Here is a 20,246-nt window from a genome sequence, read left to right as displayed (position 1 = left end):
ATGATCACGCCCTTCCGAAAAATAGAAGTTTTCACCTCCCCATCAATGGAGTGATCCTGTGATCGAAATCCGCTCTCTACGCGACCTCTTGCGGCTGTTTTTCATCTTCCGCCGCGAATTCAAACTGGCCGTGATCACCACGATTGTGGTGGCCGTGTTGGGTGCCTTCCTGTTGCCGGCTCGCTACGAGTCCGACGCGCGCTTGCTGGTCAAGCCCGGGCGGGACAACACCACGTTGCCGATCGAAGCCGCCAACCGCCAGACGCTGATTGCGCCCAGCACCCAGCACGACCCGATCGTGGATGAGGAGAAGATGCTCACTGGCCGCCCCATCGTGCATATCGTTGCCGAGCGCTACCTGGCGATGACGTCCGAGCCGCCACAGGGCTTCTGGAAAGTCACCAAGTTCTACGTCAAGAAAGCCGCCGGCGAAGTGCTCGACGCGGTGCGCAGCGTCCTGCAATTCGTGGGCCTGGCCGAGAAGCAAAGCCCGCTGGAACGCCTGGCGACCAAGCTGGAGAAAAACTTCGAAGCCGGCCACGAACCGGGTTCCTCGGTGATCGAGATTTCCTTCACCTGGGACGATCCGGTCATCGCGCAAAAGGTCGTCGAGACCTGGGTCGATGCCTACCTCGAAGAACGTGCGCGGATTCTCGGGCGCAAGAGCCTGCATACCTTCTATGAGGCCGAGCGCACCAAGGTCGCCACCAATATCCAGGGGCTCAAGGATGAACTGCAAGGCCGCTTGAAGCAGATCGATTCGATCAGCGTGGACGCGCGCCTGAAAAATCTGACCAACCAGATCGACCGCGTTACCGACGCCAAGGTCACCGCACAAAACCAGATCGCGGGGATCCGCAGCTTCCTGGCCAACGCCAGCCAGCAGATCAAGAACCAGCCAGCGGAAGTGGTCACAGGCCGGGAAACCAGCCTCAACCCGACCCAGCTTGACCTCAAGCGCCAGCTCAATGCCCTGCAAGTGGAACGCGCACGCCTGCTGCGCACCTACCTGCCAGGCACGCCGCAGGTCAACCAGATCGAGCAGAACATCCGCGACATGCAAGACCTCAGCGCCCAGGAAGCGACACGCCTGGAACGCTCGCAAAACACCGCGCCCAACAGCCTGGTGATCAACGTCAAGCAGCAGATCATCGACGCCCAGTTGCAAGAGCGCAAACTGGCCGGGGAAATCGAGAACTACGACAAGACCCTCGCCGAACTGCGCGCCCAGCGTGATCAGGCGATGACCGATGAACCTGAACTGAACAAGCTGACCCAGCAACTGCGCACCGCCGAGAAAAGCTACGCGCTGTACTCGGAAAACCTCGAACAGGCGCGCATCGACCACGAACTGGACAGCAGCCAGATCAGCAACATCGCCCTGATCGAACACGCCACCCTTAACCCGGCACGCGTGTTTCCCAAGAGCCTGCTGATTCTGCTGTTCACCATTCCTGCCGGCCTGGCCGTCGGTTTGCTGACCATCTATGTGCTGTACCTGCTGGACCAGCGCATCCACGATGGTGCGCGCTTGCAGGAAGTGTTCGGTGTACCGCTGTGGAGCAGCATCCCCGATGTGCAACACGCCACGCCGGCAGCCCTCACCGCCAGCATCTACCGCCTGTACAGCCTGCTGCCTGCCGAGCGCATCGCCAGCGAAGGCTTTGCCCTGGGCCTGACCTCGGCACGGCATGGCGAAGGCGTGAGCTTTATCATCGAGCAACTCAAGCGCCTGCTCGAAGAGCGTGGCCACCGGGTTTCGGTCAACGGCAGCGAGGCCGCGAAGCCGGGTGAAGTGCTGCTGTTGGACGCGTCTGCCCTGTCGTCCAACCCCCAGGCATTCCTTACCCTGCGCCGCGCCGACCAGATTGTGCTGGTGATCGAAGCTCGCACCAGTACCGTGCCGACCATCGAGAACGCCCTGTCGTTGCTGACCACTGCGTTCGGCAAAGTCGACGGGATGATCCTCAACCGCCGCCGTTTTGAAGTGCCGGCCAATGTCCTGGCGCGGATCAACAGCTGGCGCGGTGCGGCCTGATGCGCATTGCGCTGCTGGCGCCACTGCCGCCGGAACAGACCGGGATCGCCGACTACGCTGCGCATTTGCGCAGCGCGTTGCGCGAACGGGGCCTGGAGGTGCTGACGCCTCTGGAGGGTTGCCTGGACCTGGCGCAACAGCTGCAGCGCCTGCAAGCCTTTGACTGGCGCGGCGTGGACCTGGTGCATGCCGAGCTGGGCGGCGGACGCTTTGCCGAATTCCAGGCCCTGGATTACCTGCGCCGGGCCCAGCCGCAATTGCCGCTGACCGCCACGGTGCACGATCCGGAACGCCTGATCTGGCGCCGGGCCAAGCTGTTCTTCCCATTGACCCTGCTCGAACGCCTGCCCCACCCGCTGCCCCAGGCGGCGGCGTTGCTGGCCGATCCATTGACCCTTTACGAAGAGCGGCGCCTGGCCAAAAGCATGCGTCGCCTGATCACCCTCACCCGCCTGGGTGGCGACTGCTTGCGCCAGCGCATGGGCCTCAAACCCGAGCAAGTGGCGGTGATTGCCCACGGCAACCTGCCCATCGCCCCCGTGGCCTTGCCGCCGTTGCAACCGTTGCGCCTGCTGTACTTCGGCTTTATCTACCGGGGCAAGGGCATCGAAGACCTGCTGCAAGCCCTGGCCCGCGCTCTGGCCGCCCACCCGCAATGCCGTGGCCAGGTGCGCCTGACCCTGGCCGGTGGCACTGCGCCGGAAATGACCTTCGACCCAGCCGGCAACTACCTCGATGGCCTGCGCCAACTGATCGCCACCCTGCAACTGGGCGATGTGGTGGACTGGCAACTGGACCTGCCTTCAGCCGATATCCCGTGCACGATCCAGGCGCACCATGTGATGGTGCTGCCGTACCGCGAATCGAAAAAGCTCGGCTTCCTTGGCCAGATGCGCGGCACCAGTGGCGCGCTGTCCTGGGCCAATGCCTGCGGACGCGGGGTGATTACCTCCAACGCCCGCGCCTTCGCCGAAGAAGTCGCCGGTGGCAATGGCATCACCTATCAACAGGGGGATATCGCCTCGTTGAGCGAGGCCTTGAACCACCTGATTCTCGACCCGCAACAGGCCCGCCAATGGGCCGACCACGCTGCCGACATCGGCCGCCAGCGCCAGTGGGCCAATACCGCCCAACGCTTTACCGAGTTATTCCAGGCCGCAGTCAAGGAGCCTTTGCGATGAACACGTCCTCTACTCGCCCGATGTGGCGCTACTTGCCATTGGTCATTGCCCTGGCCGTGGGCGGCGCGCTGCTGCTCAGTGAAAAGGTCGATGCGGAGCCGGTCAACCTGGCGCCCCAGCGCACCGTGGTCTGGCGCGATTTTTTGGGGGTGAACGCGCATTTTCTGTGGTTCAAGCCCGAGCAGTACCAGAAGCAGATCCGCCAATACCAGAAACTGGGGCTGGACTGGGTGCGTGTCGATCTGCACTGGGACCGCCTGGAACCCAAGGAAGAAGACTATCAACTGAGCACCTTCGACGAACTGGACCGTACCCTGACGACCGAGAAGATCCGCTCGGTGTTCTACCTCGTCGGCTCGGCGCCCTTCATCACCACCGCCCCCAAGGGCGCGCAATTCCAGGACCAGTACCGCCCACGGGAGGCCAACGTGTACGCCCTGCGCCTGGCGCTATTGGCCAAGCGCTACCCGAATATCAACGCCTGGCAGGTGTGGAACGAACAGAACCTGCCGAACAATTGGCGCCCGCAGGTGAATGCCGAGGAATACGCACGCTTGCTGCTGGCCAGTCACCAGGCGCTGAACATCGCCGCCCCGGACAAGATCCAGGTGATGGGCGGCATGGCCTACTACAGCCAGATGCCACCAAGCGGCAAGAGCCTGATGTTCGAAGCCCTCGGCAAAATGGGCGTACAAACCCTGGGCATGGTGGCGGCGTATCACCCGTATTCGATGACCCCGGAAACTGACGAACCAGGCAAGAACGAAGTGCTGCTGCGCGGCGACCAGCTCAACGCGGTGCTGCACGGTGCCGGGATCAAGGATGTGTGGGCTACCGAGTGGGGCTGGTCCAGCTATGCCGGGCCCAAGGAGATGCAGGACCTGATCGGCGTCGACGGCCAGGCCGATTTCACCTTGCGCCGCCTGGCGTTGATGGCGTCCCAGGACTACCAGAAGATCTTCCTGTTTGCCCTGTCCGACCTGGATGAACGCGCCTCCGTGCGTGACCAGCACTACGGCCTGCTCGACCTTAACGGCGAACCCAAGCCGGTCTACAGCGCCCTCGCCCGCTTCCTCGAGATCACCGGGCCGACGCTCAAGCCGGGCGTCACCCCGGTGCTGGAGGACGTACCCAAGACTTTCTACAGCGTGGCCTGGACCCGCGAAGACGGTAAACACCTGCTGATGTACTGGAGCGCTGAAGGCACCAGCATCACCTTGCCCAAAGTACAGCACGCCGAGTTGCTGGACCCATTGACCGGCGCCAGGCAAGCCCTTAACGATTACAACGGCATTCGCCCCGTGGTGAAACCGTCGTTGCAGATACTGGTGTGGTAGCACGCCCAGGCATGGAGAGCTGCACGTGAGAATCCTGTGGATTGTGCCCTATCTGCCGTGGCCGATGACCAGCGGCGGCAAGACCCGGCAGTACCATTTGCTGCGTACCTTGAGTGAGCGCGGGCACCGCATCACCTTGCTGGTGCAATCAAAGACGCCGGCCGACGCCGCCGTGCACGCCGCCCTTGAGCCGTTGCTCGAACGCTTGATCGTGGTACCACGCCGACCGCTGAAACACCCCATGACCCTGCTCGCCGGAGTGTTTGCGCCCTGGCCGTTGTTGACCACGGTCAACGGCCTGTCACCGCTATTGCAGGCGCGCTTTGGCGAACTACTGGCCGAAACCTGGGATGTGATCCAGGTCGAGCACAGCTACAGCCTGCAACCGTACTTCAATATCCTGCGCCAGCAATCGCGGGATTTCGTGCTCACCGAGCACAACCTGGAATCCAGCCTGGGCGGCGCCACCTATGACCGTTTCCCGAAGTGGGCCGGGCCGTTCGTGCGCTACGACCAGTGGCGCTGCCGGCAGTGGGAACGCAAGGCGTTTGATGCGGCGTGCCATGTGGTGGCCGTGACCCAGGCCGACGCCCAGGCCATCGGCCAACTGACCGCCACCCCGGTGAGCGTGGTGGTCAATGGGGTCGACAGCCGTGCATTCAGCACAGTCAGCGCCGATGCGCAGAGCCAGCGCCTGCTGTTTGTCGGCAACTACGAATACGCGCCGAACCTCGACGCGGTGCAGTGGCTGCTCGACGAAATCTTCCCCAGGGTCTGGTTGCAATGCCCCGGCGCGCGCCTGGCGGTGGCCGGCTTCGGCTTGCCCGAACACTGGCGCGAGCGCTGGCCGGACGAACGTATTGAATGGCAGGGCTTTGTCCCCGACCTGACCGCCTTGCAGCGCCGCTGCGCAGGTTTTGTCGCCGCCCTGCGCCACGGCGGCGGCTCCAAACTCAAAGTGCTGGAGGCAATGGCCGCCGGTCTGCCGCTGGTAAGCACCGCCCAGGGCGTGTCCGGGCTGGCGGTCGAGGCGCAGGCACACTATCTGGCCGGTGAAAGCGCCGAAGCCCTGGCCGAGGCCATTGTGCGCCTGCTGGACGAACCGGCGCTGGCCCGCCAACTGGCGGATGCCGCGCGGGACTACGCACGCAACTATCACGACTGGGCGGTGGCCGGTAACGAACTGGAGCAGATCTACCGCACCTTGCCTACCCATCAGGAGCCCCAAGCATGCGCGTAGCCCTGGATTACCGCCCCGCCACGGTCGCGCCTTCGTCGGGCATCGCCCGTCAGGTCCTGGCCCTGGAGCAAGCCTTGCGCGCCCGGGACAACACTGAAGTGGTGCTGTTTAGCGAAGCGCCACTGGATCATCCCCAGCGCGATACGGCGGTGTGCCCACCCTGGGCCAGCCCGCTGGAAGGCCTGCAGCGCCCCCAGGTACGGCTGCGCTTTGAACGCGGTTTTTTGCCCCGGGGGATCCACGAACAGCGGATCGAGTTGTACATCGCCACGGCCAATATGGGCTTGCCCTTGTGCCGCAAACCCGCCGGCACCCGCTATGTGCTGGTGCTGCACGACCTGTTCCAACTGACCCATCGCAACTTCCATCGCTCCCGGCTCAAGGCCCTGGCCTACCGCCTGATCGATGGCGCGTCGATTGCCTGGTCGGTGTGGCAGGCGGATCGGGTGTGGTGCCCGTCGCAGTTTTCGTGCGATGAAGCCGCGCGCCTGTTTCCCTGGGCGCGGGCCAAGTTCCGGGTGCTGAACAACCTGGTGCCAGAGTTCACCCAAGCCTGCGAGCCGCTGCCCGAGGGCTTGCCGACACGCTACTGGCTGGTGGTGGGCACCCGTGAACCACGCAAGAACATGGCGTTTTTTCTTGCGCAATGGCAAGCCAGCCGCGCCAGGGACCCGAACGTGCCGGACCTGGTGCTGGTCGGCCACGCCAGTGATGTGCCGGCGACCCTCGGCGACTTGCCCGGCCTGCATTGGCGCAACGGGCTGTCCGACGGCCAGTTGCAGGCGCTGTACCGGCAGGCCGCCTACCTGTGGCAGCCTTCCTATGCCGAAGGGTTTGGCCTGCCGGTGGTGGAAGCGTTGAGTGTCGGCACGCCAGTGGCGGTCGCCCGTGGTTCGGCCCTGGATGAAGTGGCGCCGCCCACGGCGCCGCGCTTTGCCCCCGACGACGCCGGGCAACTGCAAACATTGATGCTGTCGCTGGCAGCGCCTGGGGCCAAGGCCGACCCCCAATTGCAACGCACGTGGGCCCGGCAATTTGCCGAACCGGCCTATCGCCTGCGCCTGGATAAACTGCTCAAGGAATTGAACCGCTAATGCTGCCAGGAAAACTCGTTAGTCTGCTCCTGGGCCTGGTCTTCGGTGGCTTGCTGTTGGCACTGCCGCCGATGAAGGTCTTTATGATCGTGGTCGGCGTGGGCGTGGCGCTGACCCTGATCCGCAAACCCTTGTGGGGGCTGCTGATCTTTGCCGTCTTGGCCACCAGTATTCCCTACACCACCTTGCAGTTGGGGATCCGCACCACCATCAGCGAAGCCGTGCTGGGCCTGACCTGGGCCGGGGTGTTCTGGCAATCGTTCATCGGCAAGACCCGTGGTTTCATGGTCTGGCGCCCCACCGAACGGGCATTGATGTGGCTGATGCTATTCAGCACCATCCCGTTTATCTGGGGCATGATCATCATCCACGCCGAGGGCAATGGGCCGGTCAACTGGGTACGCTGGCTGATGAACCTGTCGCTGCTGTTTATCGTGCCGCTGCTGCTGCGCACCGATGCCGACCGCGACAAAGTGGTAGTCGCCCTGCTGCTGGGCAACCTGGCGATGCTGTTGCTGTCGATCTTCATGTTCCTCAAGACGCGCAACGCGATGTCGATGATCGACATCCTCACCGACCTCAAATACGCCCACCCCGAGGCGGTGAAGGACATCTTCTCGGCCAACTACAAGCGCATGGCCTCGCCTTGGGTTCACCCGAACCTGACCGGTGGCGTGTTGGTGCTGTTTATCCCGCTGGCGCTGTTCTACGGCTGGACCCGCACCGGCTGGCGCCGCGCCCTGGGCCTGGCGGTGGCCGTGCTCGGTTGCGCCGGGCTGCTGCTGAGTATCTCCCGGGGCGCGATTGTGGCCCTCGCGCTGATCCTGATCTGGCTGACCTATAAGCGTGTGCCCAACAGCGGGCGGATTATCGGCATCGGCGTCGCCTTTGTGATCGCCCTGGTGATGTTCTATCCGCCGTTGCAGGACCGTTTGATGACGATGTTCTCGACCACCAACGCCAGTACCGAGATCCGCTTCGACGAGTACGCCGGGTTCCCCAAAGTAATGGCCAAGTACCCACTAGGCATCGGCTTCAAGATCGACCCACCGGTGCCGGGCAGCAACTTGCTGGGGATTTCCAACCTGTGGCTGAACTTCATCTACAAGATCGGCATTCCCGGGATGCTGCTGTTTATCGCCGTCACCGTGTTGTGGTGGCGTGAGGTTCGGCCGCTGGGCTCGGTGCGCAAAGTCACCGCCGACAACGCGCTGTGGCTGGGCTGCGTGTGCGGCGTGCTGGCGGCGCTGCTGACCGGGATTTTCGACCACTACTTCAGCTTCACCTTTGTATTGATCGCGCTGTTCTGGCTGTTGATGGGCATCAGCCTGCAACAGGTGCGCCTGAGCCCGACCATTACCGCTCCTGTTTCCGTGCCAAAGGATAGCCAACCATGAAACATCGCACTATTCACTCCCCCGACCTGCGTGACCGCCTGCCCGCCCTGGCCAGCGAACTCGGCGTGAGCCTGGAAGACTTGCAAGATGGCTTGGCCTGGTGCCTGGCCAACGAGGTGGTTTTTGAAGAAGGCGAAGGCAGCAACAAACTCTTCTGGATGACCTCCTTCGACGTAGAACCGACCATTGGACATCCGGTGGCACGCCGCTTGTTCCATCGCATGAAACAGGATGTTCCAGCGCAGTTCCTGCCGATCTATGGCAAGAACCTGGCAACCCTCAAGGACCGCTGGCGCAGCGCCTGGGACATGGCCTACAACATCCTGATCAACAAGATCCCCAGCCACCACATCCGTATCGGCTGGCTGCGCCTGGGCGGCGCGAAGATCGGCAAGGGCTCCAGCCTGTGGCGCAACACCGAGGTGCTGGGCATCCACAACCTCAGAGTGGGTGACGACACGGTGATCGGCTGGCATTGCCAGGTGGATGCGCGCTCTGGCCTGGTGATCGGCAACCATGTGGCGATTGCCTCCCATGTACTGATCATCGCTGGCAGCCATGATTTGCAGGCGCCGGAGTTCTGGTCGATTTCCGGGGCGATTTATATCGACGACTACGTGTGGATCGGTAGCCGGGCGCTGATCGGTTTCGGCACCCATCTGTGCGAAGGCTCGGTGGTGACCGCCAATACCGTGGTGGCCAAAACCGTTGCGCCGTACAAAATTGTCGGTGGCACCGGCGCCAAAGTCATGGGCGAACGCGTTCGCGGGCTGAACTACAAGGTGGGTGGCAAGGGCCTGTTCACCCTGTTCCACTGATGTTTGGCAGCACCCTGTGGCTGACCCTGGCGACCCTCGCCGGGCTGGTGGCCGGCTTTGCCCGGGAATGGCTGCTGGTCGCGGCCTGGGGTGCGGGCAGCCGCAGCGACGGGTTCCTAGTGGCGGTGTTTCTGCCCGAAGCGCTGCGCATGACCCTGGCCGCCGGCTTGCTCGCAGCGGCTGCCCTGCCCCTCTATCAACAACGTGATGCGCAGCGCCAGCAAGCCTGGTTGGCGAGCCTGTCGCCGCGCCTGCTCGGCGTGGGCCTGGGTCTGTTCGCCCTGCTGGCACTGGGCGCGCCATTGTGGGTGCGGCTGATCGGCCCGGGGCTGGATGCTTCCGCCCACGACCAGGCGGCCGCCAACCTGCGCTGGCTGGCCGCCTGTGCGCCGGGGCTGGTGATGCATGGCCTGTTCAGTATTCCGTTGCAGGCGCGCCAGCGCTTTGTGCTGCCGGGGTTGGGCTCGTTACTGTTCAATCTGCCGCCGGTGCTGTACCTGTTTATCCGGGGTACGGCCAGCGACAGCCAGGAACTGGCGCTGTGTTTTTTTGCCGGCAGCGTGTTGATGTGCCTGCCGCTGCTGGCGCCGGTCTGGTCGTTCGGCTGGCGCCCCTGGCAGGTCAAGGGCGATGCCCAGGCCGGCCGCGAGTTGCTGGGGCGTATCGGTCCGCTGTTGGCAAGTAATGTCGCCAGCCAGGGCCTGGCCTTGCTCGAACGGCTGATCGCCAGTTACCTGGGCGAAGGCGCGGTGACTTGGGTCAACCTGGCGCGCAAACTGATCAACCTGCCGCTGATTGCCCTGATGAGCCTTAACCAGGTATTGCTGGGGATGATGAGTGGTGAGCAAGGCCAACAACGCCTGGCGCTGCTACGGCGTGGCCTGGACGCCGCCACCCTGCTGAGCCTGCCGGCGGCCCTCGGCCTGATTGGCGCCAGCCCCGTGCTGATTCACCTGCTGATGCCCGCGCAAAGCGCCGACGGCCCACTGCCCGCCCTGCTCGCCTGGTTCGCCACGCCCCTGGTGTTCGGCGCCTGGAACGCCATGCTCGCGCGCTATGCCTACGCCAGCGGCGATACGCGCCTGCCGCTCAAGTGCGAACTGCTGGGCAGCCTGGTCAATGCCGGCCTGCTGGTAGTGCTGCCGTACTTTTTCGGCCTGCCGGGCATTGCCTTGGCGGCCTTGGGTGGGGTGATCGTCACCAACCTGCTACTGATGCAACGCCAACACCTGCTCGGGCAACTGGGCTGGCCATTGCAGTGGGGGGGCTGAGTGTGGTGTTGCTGGGAGCGGCGGCGCTGGTCCTGCACCCGTTGCACAACGATGGTTGGCAATTGGGCTTGAGCACCCTTGCGGGCGCGGGGGGTGCTGCTGGGGTTGGGGCTGTGGCTCAAGCCGTGGAAGGCGTGAGCTGAGCACAGCTAAAGCCAGCGCGTGGCGCTGCTGCCTGGGGGGAGCGGGCTTGCTAGCCGACAAACTCGTTGACTGATACGCCGCTATCGCGAGCAAGCTCGCTCCTACAGGGGATCTTTGTCGGGCGCAGCGTTTTGGCCACACCACCAAACAAAGGGGGAGCTGGCTTGTCGGAACGCCGCATCGCCCGCGCTGTGCTGAGAAGCAGCCCCAGTAAGCCGAGTGCGGTGTATCAGATACTCCGTAGCGGCTGGTTTTGGGGGCTGCTGCGCAGCCCAACGGGGGACAAGCCCCCTCGCCACAATAAGTACGCTTAGTCCTCCAGGGGTTGCGGCGCGTGCTTGCCTGGTTTGGCTTTGGCGCCAGGCTTGCCCGCAGCCGGGGCGGCGGGTTCAGGCTCGGTCGGGGCGGCGGCTTCTTTTTCTGCCATCGGCATTTTGTCGACTGCGGCAAAAAACTCTGCAAGGTCCAGGGTCTCGGGCGGTACGGTCTTTTCGACTTTCTTCTCGCCGTCCTTGCCCACCAGGATCACTTTGGTACCGGCACCGGCGCCAAGCTTAAGCGCACGGATCAGTGCGTTGGTGTCCTGGGCGCCGAGGTCCTTGCCGTCGCGCTGGCCGACGGTGCCGATGCTCGTGTAGTTCACGGTGTAGAGCACCATGTTGCGCTCGGCGAACTTCTGTTTGTTCTCAGGCTGTTCAAGATCTTTCTTGAGTTGGACCTGAGTCGGGTCGATGGAGCTGGGTGCAATCACGATCAGCGGGCGGAATTTGCCTTGATCCTGTTCCAGCGGGCCTCGGTTATCCGCAGCCAACAACGGCCCCGTAAACGCCATTAAGGTAGCCAGGGTCAGCGACCGGACGAGCATGCGTACCTCCTTCCAATTCCATGCAGAGTTTTTGAGTTTCATGTCTGCGACAGCCAATTTCAAGGATGATTCCTACGCGACTATCAGAAAGAGTAGGCCAGGACGCCCGCGACGCAAGGGCTTGAGGCCCCTCGGGCCTCATTGTTTCCTCTGATTACCAGGGCTCACTGCCCGGGCCAATCCGGCCAGTGCCAGGCAAATACCGCAGCTACCTGCGGATCGCCATCCACCTGCGCCAGGGCCTGGGCGCACGTGGGGTGGGAATGCTGCAGGACGTCTCGCACGCCCTCCCAGCGGGACACGGCGGCCGCCATGATGCCCAGGGCGTTGGGCAACCCCTGTGGGGTAAAAAGTTGCCCGGCAAACTGCTCGGCAAATACCTGCCAGGTTTGGTGCAGTTTCTGTTGCGTGCCCGCGATCAATTGCGCCTGCACCGTCTCATCGGCGTCGTCGAGAAAGCGTTGCGGGTAGTCGATGATGGTGATCGCCGAATAGCAGTTGGCGGCGATATACACCAGGCCGCGAATGATCTGGGCGCGGTTGCCGGACAGCAACCCAGAGTCTGGATACTCCAGGCCCAGATGGATCAGGATCGCCGCGCTCTCGGTCAGCACGCTGCCATCCGGCAGTTGCAGGGTGGGGATTTGCCGCAGCGGGTTGATCTGCCCAAGGGCCTCCATCCCCGCCGCATCGCCCCAGGGGCTGGCGTCCACCTGTTGCCACGGCACGCCGCAACGTTGCAGGGCGATTTCGACGATGCATGAGCCTGAGCTTTGTGTGCCGTAGAGCGTGTACATGGGGCGTTCCTCCGACAGGTTCAGCGTCCAGAGTGAAGCGTTTTCCCGCTGTTAAAACAAGCCCATCTGACCACCGACCAAGGTGCTGAAATCGTCATCGACAAACGGCAGGATCGCGTCGGCCACCGGCTGCAATTGCCGGGTGACGTAGTGGTCGTAGTCAATCGGCGCCTGGCGCACTTCCAGGGGCTCAGGGCCATTGACGGTCATCACGTAGCGAATCCAGCCACCATTTTGGTACTGGCGTGGGCGGCCCTCGCGGTCGTTGTACTCATCGGCCAGGCGCGCGGCCCGCACATGGGGCGGCACGTTACGCTCGTAATCGCCCAGTCGGCGGCGCAGGCGCTTGCGGTAGATCAGCAGCTCATCGAATTCGCCGGCGAGGGTGCGGCGCACGTAGTCGCGCACATAGTCCTGGTGGGGCTGGCGGTGGAAGATGCGCTGGTAGAGTTCCTGCTGGAATTGGCGGGCCAGGGGCGACCAGTCGCTGCGCACGGTTTCCAGGCCTTTGTAGATCATTTCTTCACTGCCATCGGCCCGGGTCACCAGGCCGGCGTAGCGCTTCTTGCTGCCCTCCTCCGCACCGCGAATGGTCGGCATCAGGAAGCGGCTGAAGTGGGTTTCGTATTGCAATTCCAGGGCGCTTTGCAGGCCGAATTCGCTTTGCAGACGTTCGCGCCACCACTGGTTGACGTGCTGCACCAGCCCCTGGCCGATGCGCGTGGCATCCTCCTGGGAATGGGCACTCCCGAGCCAGACAAAGGTGGAGTCGGTGTCGCCATAGATCACTTCATAGCCCTGGGCTTCGACCAGTTCGCGGGTCTGGCGCATGATCTGGTGGCCGCGCATCGTGATGGACGACGCCAGCCGCGTGTCGAAGAACCGGCAGCCGCTGGAACCCAGTACGCCGTAGAAGGCATTCATGATGATCTTCAGGGCCTGGGACAACGGCGCATTATGCTCACGCTTGGCCACCTCGCGGCCTTCGGAGACCCGCGCCACAATCGACGGCAGGCAATGCCGGGTGCGGGAAAAACGGGCGCCGCGAAAGCCTTCCACCGACTCGCTGTCGTCAGGGTGGCGCAGGCCTTCGATCAGGCCTACGGGGTCAATCAGGAAGCTGCGAATGATCGACGGATAAAGGCTTTTGTAGTCCAGCACCAACACCGACTCGTAAAGCCCCGGCCGCGAATCCATGACAAAACCGCCAGGGCTGGCCTGGGGTGGTTTGTCCCCCAGGTTGGGGGCGACAAAGCCCTGGCGATGCATCAGTGGCATGTACAAATGGGTGAACGCCGCCACTGAACCGCCGTTGCGATCCGCCGGCAGGCCGGTGACGCTGGCTCGCTCCAGCAGGAATTTGAGCAGCTCGGTCTTTGCGAAAATCCGCGTCACCAGCTCGCAGTCCTTGAGGTTGTAGCGCGCCAGGGCGGGCTTGTCCTCGGCAAACATGCGGTTGATCTCGTCCATGCGCTGGTAGGGCGTGGAAATCGACTTGCCTTCGCCAAGCAGGGTCTGGGCGACGTTTTCCAGGCTGAATGACTCAAAGCTCCAGGTTGCCGAACGCAGGGCTTCGATGCCATCGATGATCAGGCGCCCTGCAGCGGCAGCGAAGTAATGGTTACGGCTGCCGTGTTCACGCCAGGCCATGGCCTCGCCGCCACGGCCGAGCAACAAGGGCACGTTAAGGCGCTGGGCATGCTCGTGGAGGACCCGCAGGTCAAACTGCACCAGGTTCCAGCCGATGATCGCGTCGGGGTCGTGTTGCGCCAGCCATTGGTTCAGGCGCTCCAGCAGTTGGGCGCGGCTGTCGCAGTATTCGAGCTTGAAATCCACGGTGTCCGTTTTATTCGGCGGGCCGAGCATATACACCTGGCGCTCGCCGCAGCCTTCCAGGGCGATGGAATACAGCTCGCCACGCGCGGTGGTTTCGATATCCAGAGACACCAGCTTCAACGCCGGACGGTAGTCGGGCGCCGGCTTCATCTGCGCCTCCAGCAGCATCCCGCCCTCGCCCGGAGTGCCGCCAAACGCCACGGGCGCGGTGATAAAGCGTTCCATCATGTAGCGTTCGGGGGGGCGTACATCGCCTTCATAAACATCCACACCGGCCTGGCGTAGACGTTTTTCCAGGTCCATTGCCTGGCGATGCTGACGGGTATAGAGGCCCAGGACCGGGCGGTGATGGAAGTCACACAACTGCAGCGGGCGCAGATCCACATCGCGCTCGCCCTTGAGCACCCGTTGCGCGTGCTCGCGATGGGCCACGGGAATAAACATCACCGAAGGCTGCACCGGCAGACGGATATACCGCGGCCCCTGGTCGGTCGCCAGCCAAAAGCTGACCTGCGTGCCCGCCGGGGTATCGGACCAATGCCGGGTCAGGACAAAACCCTGCTGTAAATCCACCTTGCCGCACCTCAGGAATCGCTTTCAGGGCGCGATTCTACTCGGCATCCGCCATAAGGCCTTAATAGAAATTTTCTGCCCTTCAGAAAAGTCGAGGGATCGGCGGCGCCTCCAAGTCTGTATCAAAAGCGCAGGCAACCGATTGGACAGCCCGGCCCCAACTGCGTAGTTTTCACAGACCGCGCACAAGGACTCTGGCATGGCCCCCGACCTCACCTCCATCGAGCTGTTCATCAAGACGGTCAAGCTGGGCAATCTGTCCCGGGCTGCCGAGCAGTCGCACCTCTCGCTGTCAGCGGCCAGCCGGCGTCTGTCGTTGCTCGAGCAGCATTTCAAGGTCGCCCTGTTGCACCGCTCCTCGACCGGCGTCTCGCCGACGGCGGCCGGGGAAGTGCTGGTCGAGCATGGGTTGTCGATCTTGCGCGCGGTAGACGTAATGCATGCCGACCTTGCCGACTACGCCAAGGGCGCCACCGGCCGTGTGTGCCTGTATGCCAACAGCTCGGCGATGAGCCAGCAACTGCCCAACCAATTGACCCAATGGAACGCCCTGCATCCCGGTATCCGCCTGGATATCCGCGAGGAGCGCAGCCGCGAAATCCTCCAGGCGGTGCGCGATGGCGTGGCCGATGTGGGGATCGTCACCACCCAACCCGGCGGTGAGGACCTGCGCTTTGTCCCTTACTGCCAGGACCGCCTGTGCCTGCTGGTGCCCGATGATCATCCGTTCAAGATGCGCCATGCGCGCTTTGCGGATTTGCTGGGCTATGACTTTGTCGGTCTGGAAGATAACGCCGCCATCACCGCACTGATCACCGAAGCCGCCGCCGCGATTGGCATGCCGCTGCGCCTGCGGGTCCAGGTACGCAGCTTTGAAGCCGTGTGCCGGCTGATTGCCGCCGGGCAAGGGGTTGGCGTGTTGCCCCAGGGCGCGGTGCAGATCTTTCGCAAGGAAATGGCCTTGCGCTTTATCGAAATCGACGACCCTTGGGCCGACCGCCAGATGTACCTCTGCACCCGCCAGCAACAGCCTTCGCCTACAAGCCTGGCGCTGTTCGACTACCTCGGTGCCTGCCATCGCGCCTAACCACTGGCCTTCGAGTTTTGCGAAGGCCACTTCCATAATCAGCAATTCCCCCACCGATGCAGCTGTGCCAAGAATGTCCCCGCCTCACTGACAACAACAAAAACAGGAGACACGGCGTGTCCAATTCCACGACCAGCACCCCCCATCGTATTGCCGTGATTCCCGGCGACGGTATCGGCCGCGAGGTGGTGCCCGAAGGCCTGCGTGTACTGGAGGCTGTCAGCCGGCGTTTCGGCATTGCCTTTGAGTTCGATCACTTCGCCTGGTGCAGCGAGCACTACCTGGCCCACGGCAGCATGATGCCGGACGACTGGGCCGAGCAGATCGGCAGCCATGACGCGATCTTCTTCGGTGCCGTGGGCGCACCGGACATCATCGCCGACCATACGGCGGTGTGGGAGTCGCTGCTGAAGATCCGCCGCCAGTTCGACCAGTACGTCAACATCCGCCCGGTACGCCTGATGCCCGGCGTGCCCTGCCCGCTCGCCGGCCGTGTGCCGGGGGATATCGACTTTATCGTGGTGCGGGAAAACACCGAGGGCGAATACTCCAGCGTCGGCGGGCGGATGTGGGAAGGCACACCGCGCGAGATCGCGGTGCAAGAGTCGATCTTCTCCCGCGAAGGCGTGGACCGGGTGGTGGACTATGCCTTCAAACTGGCCCAGCAGCGACCGCGCAAGAACCTGGTGGCCGCCACCAAATCCAACGGTATTTCCATCACCATGCCATTCTGGGACGAGCGGGTGAACCTGATCGCCCAGCGCTACCCGGACGTCAAGAGCGCTAAATTCCATATCGATATTCTGTGTGCGCACTTCGTGCAACACCCGGACTGGTTTGACGTGGTGGTGGCCTCCAACCTGTTTGGCGACATTCTCTCCGACCTCGGCCCGGCCTGTACCGGCACCATCGGTATTGCCCCGTCGGCCAACCTCAACCCCGAGCGACGCTACCCGTCGCTGTTCGAGCCGGTGCACGGCTCGGCACCGGATATCGCCGGGCTTGGCGTGGCCAACCCCATCGGGCAGATCTGGTCGGCGGCGTTGATGATCGAGCATCTGGGCAATGGCAACCCGCTCTACCAACAGGCCGCCGCCGCCATTGTCTCGGCCATCGAGACGGTACTTGCCGAAGGTCCACGCACCCGGGAAATGGGCGGCAGCGCCAGCACGATTGAAGTGGGCGTAGCCATCGCCGAATGCATCGCCGGGAACAGGAGCTGAACATGATCAACGCACACTACATCGCCAACCAATGGCAGGCCTCGACGTCGCAGGAAGACATTCCGGTGATCGATCCCAGCAGTGGCGAAACCTACTCCAGCATCGCCCGGGGCACCGCTGCCGATATCCACACCGCCGTCAGCGCCGCCCGCCAGGCCGTGGGCGAGACCTTTGATGGTCCATGGGGCTCGTTGTCGGCCCTGGAGCGCAGCCGCTTGCTGGCCAGGCTCGGTATGGCCGTGTTGCAACACCACGAAGAGTTGGCGCAGATCGAGGCACGGGACACCGGCAAGGCGCTGAAAGTCGCACGGGCCGATGCCACCGCCCTCGCCCGCTACTTCGAGTATTACGCTGGCGCCGCCGACAAGTTGCACGGCGAAACCCTGCCCTATCAAAACGGCTACACGGTGCTGACGGTGCGCGAGCCCCATGGGGTGACGGGGCATATCATCCCGTGGAATTACCCGATGCAGATCTTCGGCCGCAGCGTCGGTGCGTCCCTGGCGGCGGGCAATGCTTGCGTGGTCAAGCCGGCCGAGGATGCCAGCCTGTCGCTGCTGCGCCTGGCGCAGATCGCCGCCGAAGTGGGCTTTCCGGCGGGCGCGATCAATGTGGTGACCGGCTATGGCTACGAAGCGGGCGCGGCATTGTGCAGCCATCCCGGAATCGATCACATCTCCTTTACTGGCTCCACCGTGACCGGCACTGCGGTATCGAAAGCGGCCGCAGAGCGGCATTGCCCGGTGACCCTGGAACTGGGCGGCAAATCACCGCAACTGGTGTTCGCCGATGCGGACCTGGAGGAAGCCCTGCCGGTGCTAGTCAATGCCATTGTGCAGAACTGCGGGCAGACCTGTTCTGCCGGTAGCCGCTTGCTGGTGGAGCGCAGCGTGTATGAAACGGTACTGGCCAGGCTCAGCCAGCGCTTTTGCGAGCTGCGCACCGGGCCTTCGGCGCTGGACCTGGATATGGGCCCGCTGATCAACCAGAAGCAACAGCGCCTGGTGCGCGAGTTTGTGCGCGAAGCCGAGCAGGCCGGAATCCCCGTTGCCGCGCGCGGCCAGGTGGTGGCCGAGGCCGGCAGTGGCGGTTACTTCCAGGAAGCGGTGCTGTTTCGCGACGTGCCGCCCCGCAGCCGCCTGGCCCAGGAAGAAGTCTTTGGCCCGGTGCTGGCCGTGATGCCCTTCGACGACGAAGCCGAAGCCATCCGCCTGGCCAACGGCAGCGATTTCGGCCTGGTCGCCGGCGTGTGGACCCGCGACGGCGCGCGGCAGATGCGCCTGGCCCGCAAACTGCACTGTGGCCAGGTTTTCATCAATAACTACGGGGCCGGCGGCGGGGGTTGAACTGCCCTTCGGCGGCGTCAAGTCCAGCGGTTATGGCCGCGAAAAAGGCTTCGAGGCCCTGCTGGGCTTTACCACCTTGAAGACCATTGCGATCAAACACGGCTAAGCCATTACAACAACAAGAAAGGAGAACACTCCATGCGTCTCGCAAACAAAGTAGCCATCGTCACCGGCGCCGGTTCCGGCTTTGGTGAAGGCATCGCCAAGACCTTCGCCCAACAAGGTGCGCGGGTTATCGTCGCCGACATGAACGCCACCGGCGGCCAGCGGGTGGTCAATGAGATCGCAGCCAGCGGCGGCCATGCCCATTTCGTCGAGGTCAACGTGGCCAACGACGAAAGCGTGGGCGCGCTGCTGCGGGCGACCCTGGAGCAATTCGGCGGGCTGGATATTGTCATCAACAACGCCGGTACCACCCACCGCAACCGGCCGATGCTGGAAGTGGACGAGGCCGAGTTCGACCGGGTGTTCGCGGTCAACGTCAAAAGTATCTTCCTCAGCGCCAAGCACTTTGTGCCGCACTTTCGCGGCCAGGGCGGCGGCGTGTTCGTCAATATTGCCTCGACTGCGGCGATCCGCCCGCGCCCGGGGCTGGTCTGGTATAACGGCAGCAAGGGCGCGGTGGTGGTCATGAGCAAGACCATGGCAGCGGAACTAGGACCGGACAATATCCGCGTCAACTGCGTGAACCCGGTGGTCGGCGCCACTGCGTTGCTCAGTGAGTTCATGGGCGTGCCGGACACCCCGGAGAACCGTCAGAAGTTTATGGCGACTATTCCCCTGGGGCGTTTTTCCACCCCGCAAGACGTGGCCAATGCCTGCCTGTACCTGGCCTCGGACGAAGCGGCCTTTATCACCGGCACTTGCCTTGAAGTCGATGGTGGGCGCTGCGTGTAACTCAACGACTATAGGGATCGGAGTCGATATGTGTGACTTACATAACAAGAACGAACCGAGCACCAAGCAATTACTCGATGGCCTTCCAAAGAACTGGGGTAAATGGGGACCGGACGATGAGGTCGGCGCCCTTAACTACCTGACCGAAGCCGAAGTGCTGCGCGGCGTGGCCTCGGTGCGCCAGGGCAAGACATTTACCCTGCAAGTACAGATTGGGCATCCGGGCGGCGATCCAATGTGGCCGGCGCGCAACCCATCGATGCGCTTCAACACCCTGGATCACAGCCACTACCACTTCGGCAAACAGCCGGAAATGACCGGCGGCGCAGCGTATTGTGACGATGTGATCTTCATGCAGTTGCAAGGCTCGACCCAGTACGACGCCCTCGGGCATGCCTGGTACGACAATCAACTGTGGAACGGCTACGACGCCATGAGCACCGTCGGCGGCATGGCCAAGGCCAGTGTGCTGGCGATTGCCGAACGTGGCGTGGTCGGGCGTGCGGTGCTGATCGACATGGCCCGCCATCGCGGCAAGAAGTACCTGGGCCGTGGCGAAACCTTCAACCACCTGGACTTGCTGGCCGCCGCCAAGGCTCAGGGCGTGACCATCGAAAAACGCGACATCCTGATCATCCGCACCGGCTCCATGGGCGCGTTCTACGAGTACGGCAAGACGGAGTTCTTCAAGGACCTGGTGGAGCCTGGGCTGACCTACAGCCGGGAGTTGGTGGAGTGGTTCCATGCCATGGAGATCCCCAACCTGGTGACCGATACCATCGCCAATGAGGTGATCACCGATCCGGTATCGGGAGTGCAGATTCCATTGCATTGCGCGCTGATGCGCAACCTCGGTATCGCCTTTACCGAGATCGTGCTGCTGGAGGATCTGGCCGCCGATTGCGCTGACGACGGCCAGTGGAAGTTCCTCTATACCGCTGCACCGTTGAAGATTGTCGGTGGCAGCGGCGCACCGGTGAACCCGGTGGTGATCAAGTAACTTACCAATCGTAGGACACGGCCAGGGACGCAGTGCGCTCCTGGCCGTAGTAGCAAGACTCTGCACTTTGAGGATGGCTTCGGCGCCCTTGAATGCAGGGCC

At 63.3% G+C, this 20,246-nt stretch carries 16 protein-coding genes and 1 pseudogene; 14 read left to right on the top strand and 3 right to left on the bottom strand.

What is annotated here, in order from left to right; genetic code table 11:
- The first annotated feature begins 58 nt into the window (after nt 1-58).
- The 8 genes and pseudogenes from JTY93_RS09795 to JTY93_RS09760 all read left to right on the top strand — a co-directional run bounded on the left by JTY93_RS09795 (nt 59) and on the right by JTY93_RS09760 (nt 10,514).
- Entirely contained in the window at nt 59-2,038 is a 1,980-nt protein-coding gene (locus tag JTY93_RS09795; protein ID WP_205477770.1) for a GumC family protein, read from the top strand.
- Nucleotides 2,038-3,219, top strand: a complete 1,182-nt coding sequence (locus JTY93_RS09790) for a glycosyltransferase (protein ID WP_205477769.1) — start codon at nt 2,038-2,040, stop codon at nt 3,217-3,219. The genes JTY93_RS09795 and JTY93_RS09790 overlap by 1 nt, the downstream gene beginning before the upstream one ends.
- Nucleotides 3,216-4,556 carry an alpha-amylase family protein gene (locus JTY93_RS09785; RefSeq protein WP_205477768.1) on the top strand — a complete coding sequence of 447 codons (1,341 nt, stop codon included), beginning with the start codon at nt 3,216-3,218 and terminating at the stop codon, nt 4,554-4,556. Before JTY93_RS09790 ends, JTY93_RS09785 begins: the two co-directional genes overlap by 4 nt.
- A gap of 25 nt (nt 4,557-4,581) precedes the next feature.
- Entirely contained in the window at nt 4,582-5,796 is a 1,215-nt protein-coding gene (locus JTY93_RS09780; RefSeq protein ID WP_205477767.1) for a glycosyltransferase family 4 protein, read from the top strand.
- Nucleotides 5,787-6,890: a glycosyltransferase family 4 protein gene (locus JTY93_RS09775; RefSeq protein WP_205477766.1), complete on the top strand. Its 1,104-nt coding sequence runs from the start codon at nt 5,787-5,789 to the stop codon at nt 6,888-6,890. The genes JTY93_RS09780 and JTY93_RS09775 overlap by 10 nt, the downstream gene beginning before the upstream one ends.
- Entirely contained in the window at nt 6,890-8,287 is a 1,398-nt protein-coding gene (locus tag JTY93_RS09770; RefSeq protein ID WP_205477765.1) for an O-antigen ligase family protein, read from the top strand. Before JTY93_RS09775 ends, JTY93_RS09770 begins: the two co-directional genes overlap by 1 nt.
- Nucleotides 8,284-9,105, top strand: coding sequence for an acyltransferase (locus JTY93_RS09765; protein WP_205477764.1), 822 nt, complete (start codon nt 8,284-8,286; stop codon nt 9,103-9,105). Before JTY93_RS09770 ends, JTY93_RS09765 begins: the two co-directional genes overlap by 4 nt.
- Nucleotides 9,105-10,514, top strand: a pseudogene (locus JTY93_RS09760) (lipid II flippase MurJ). Before JTY93_RS09765 ends, JTY93_RS09760 begins: the two are co-directional and overlap by 1 nt.
- A gap of 316 nt (nt 10,515-10,830) precedes the next feature.
- Here the strand turns inward: JTY93_RS09760 and JTY93_RS09755 are convergent.
- The 3 genes from JTY93_RS09755 to JTY93_RS09745 all read right to left on the bottom strand — a co-directional run bounded on the left by JTY93_RS09755 (nt 10,831) and on the right by JTY93_RS09745 (nt 14,591).
- Entirely contained in the window at nt 10,831-11,385 is a 555-nt protein-coding gene (locus JTY93_RS09755; protein ID WP_205477762.1) for a DUF4174 domain-containing protein, read from the bottom strand.
- Nucleotides 11,386-11,549: 164 nt separating this feature from the next.
- On the bottom strand, nt 11,550-12,182 hold the full coding sequence (locus JTY93_RS09750) for a glutathione S-transferase N-terminal domain-containing protein (RefSeq protein ID WP_205477761.1): 633 nt from the start codon (nt 12,180-12,182) through the stop codon (nt 11,550-11,552).
- Between the two features lie 51 nt (nt 12,183-12,233).
- Nucleotides 12,234-14,591 (bottom strand): DNA polymerase II, encoded by a 2,358-nt coding sequence (locus JTY93_RS09745; protein WP_205477760.1) that lies wholly within the window; start codon nt 14,589-14,591, stop codon nt 12,234-12,236.
- Between the two features lie 199 nt (nt 14,592-14,790).
- On the opposite strand from JTY93_RS09745, the gene JTY93_RS09740 reads away from it, so the two are divergent.
- The 6 genes from JTY93_RS09740 (at nt 14,791) to JTY93_RS09720 (ending at nt 20,144) form a co-directional block, all read left to right on the top strand.
- Entirely contained in the window at nt 14,791-15,678 is an 888-nt protein-coding gene (locus tag JTY93_RS09740) for a LysR family transcriptional regulator (RefSeq protein ID WP_205477759.1), read from the top strand.
- A 116-nt stretch (nt 15,679-15,794) separates the two neighbouring features.
- Entirely contained in the window at nt 15,795-16,901 is a 1,107-nt protein-coding gene (locus JTY93_RS09735; protein WP_205477758.1) for a tartrate dehydrogenase, read from the top strand.
- 2 nt (nt 16,902-16,903) lie between these two features.
- Nucleotides 16,904-18,247, top strand: a complete 1,344-nt coding sequence (locus JTY93_RS09730; protein ID WP_275899796.1) for an aldehyde dehydrogenase family protein — start codon at nt 16,904-16,906, stop codon at nt 18,245-18,247.
- Complete coding sequence (locus tag JTY93_RS29560) at nt 18,201-18,353, top strand: aldehyde dehydrogenase family protein (RefSeq protein WP_275899795.1); 153 nt, start codon at nt 18,201-18,203, stop codon at nt 18,351-18,353. The genes JTY93_RS09730 and JTY93_RS29560 overlap by 47 nt, the downstream gene beginning before the upstream one ends.
- Nucleotides 18,354-18,385: 32 nt before the next feature.
- On the top strand, nt 18,386-19,144 hold the full coding sequence (locus JTY93_RS09725) for an SDR family oxidoreductase (RefSeq protein ID WP_159907053.1): 759 nt from the start codon (nt 18,386-18,388) through the stop codon (nt 19,142-19,144).
- Nucleotides 19,145-19,172: 28 nt separating this feature from the next.
- A complete protein-coding gene (locus JTY93_RS09720; RefSeq protein ID WP_029293240.1) occupies nt 19,173-20,144 on the top strand; it encodes a cyclase family protein in 972 nt (323 codons plus the stop codon).
- The last annotated feature ends 102 nt before the right edge of the window (nt 20,145-20,246 follow it).

The sequence above is a fragment of the Pseudomonas hygromyciniae genome, from assembly GCF_016925675.1.
Taxonomy (GTDB): domain Bacteria; phylum Pseudomonadota; class Gammaproteobacteria; order Pseudomonadales; family Pseudomonadaceae; genus Aquipseudomonas; species Aquipseudomonas hygromyciniae.
This window is presented reverse-complemented; position numbering and strand designations above follow the sequence as displayed.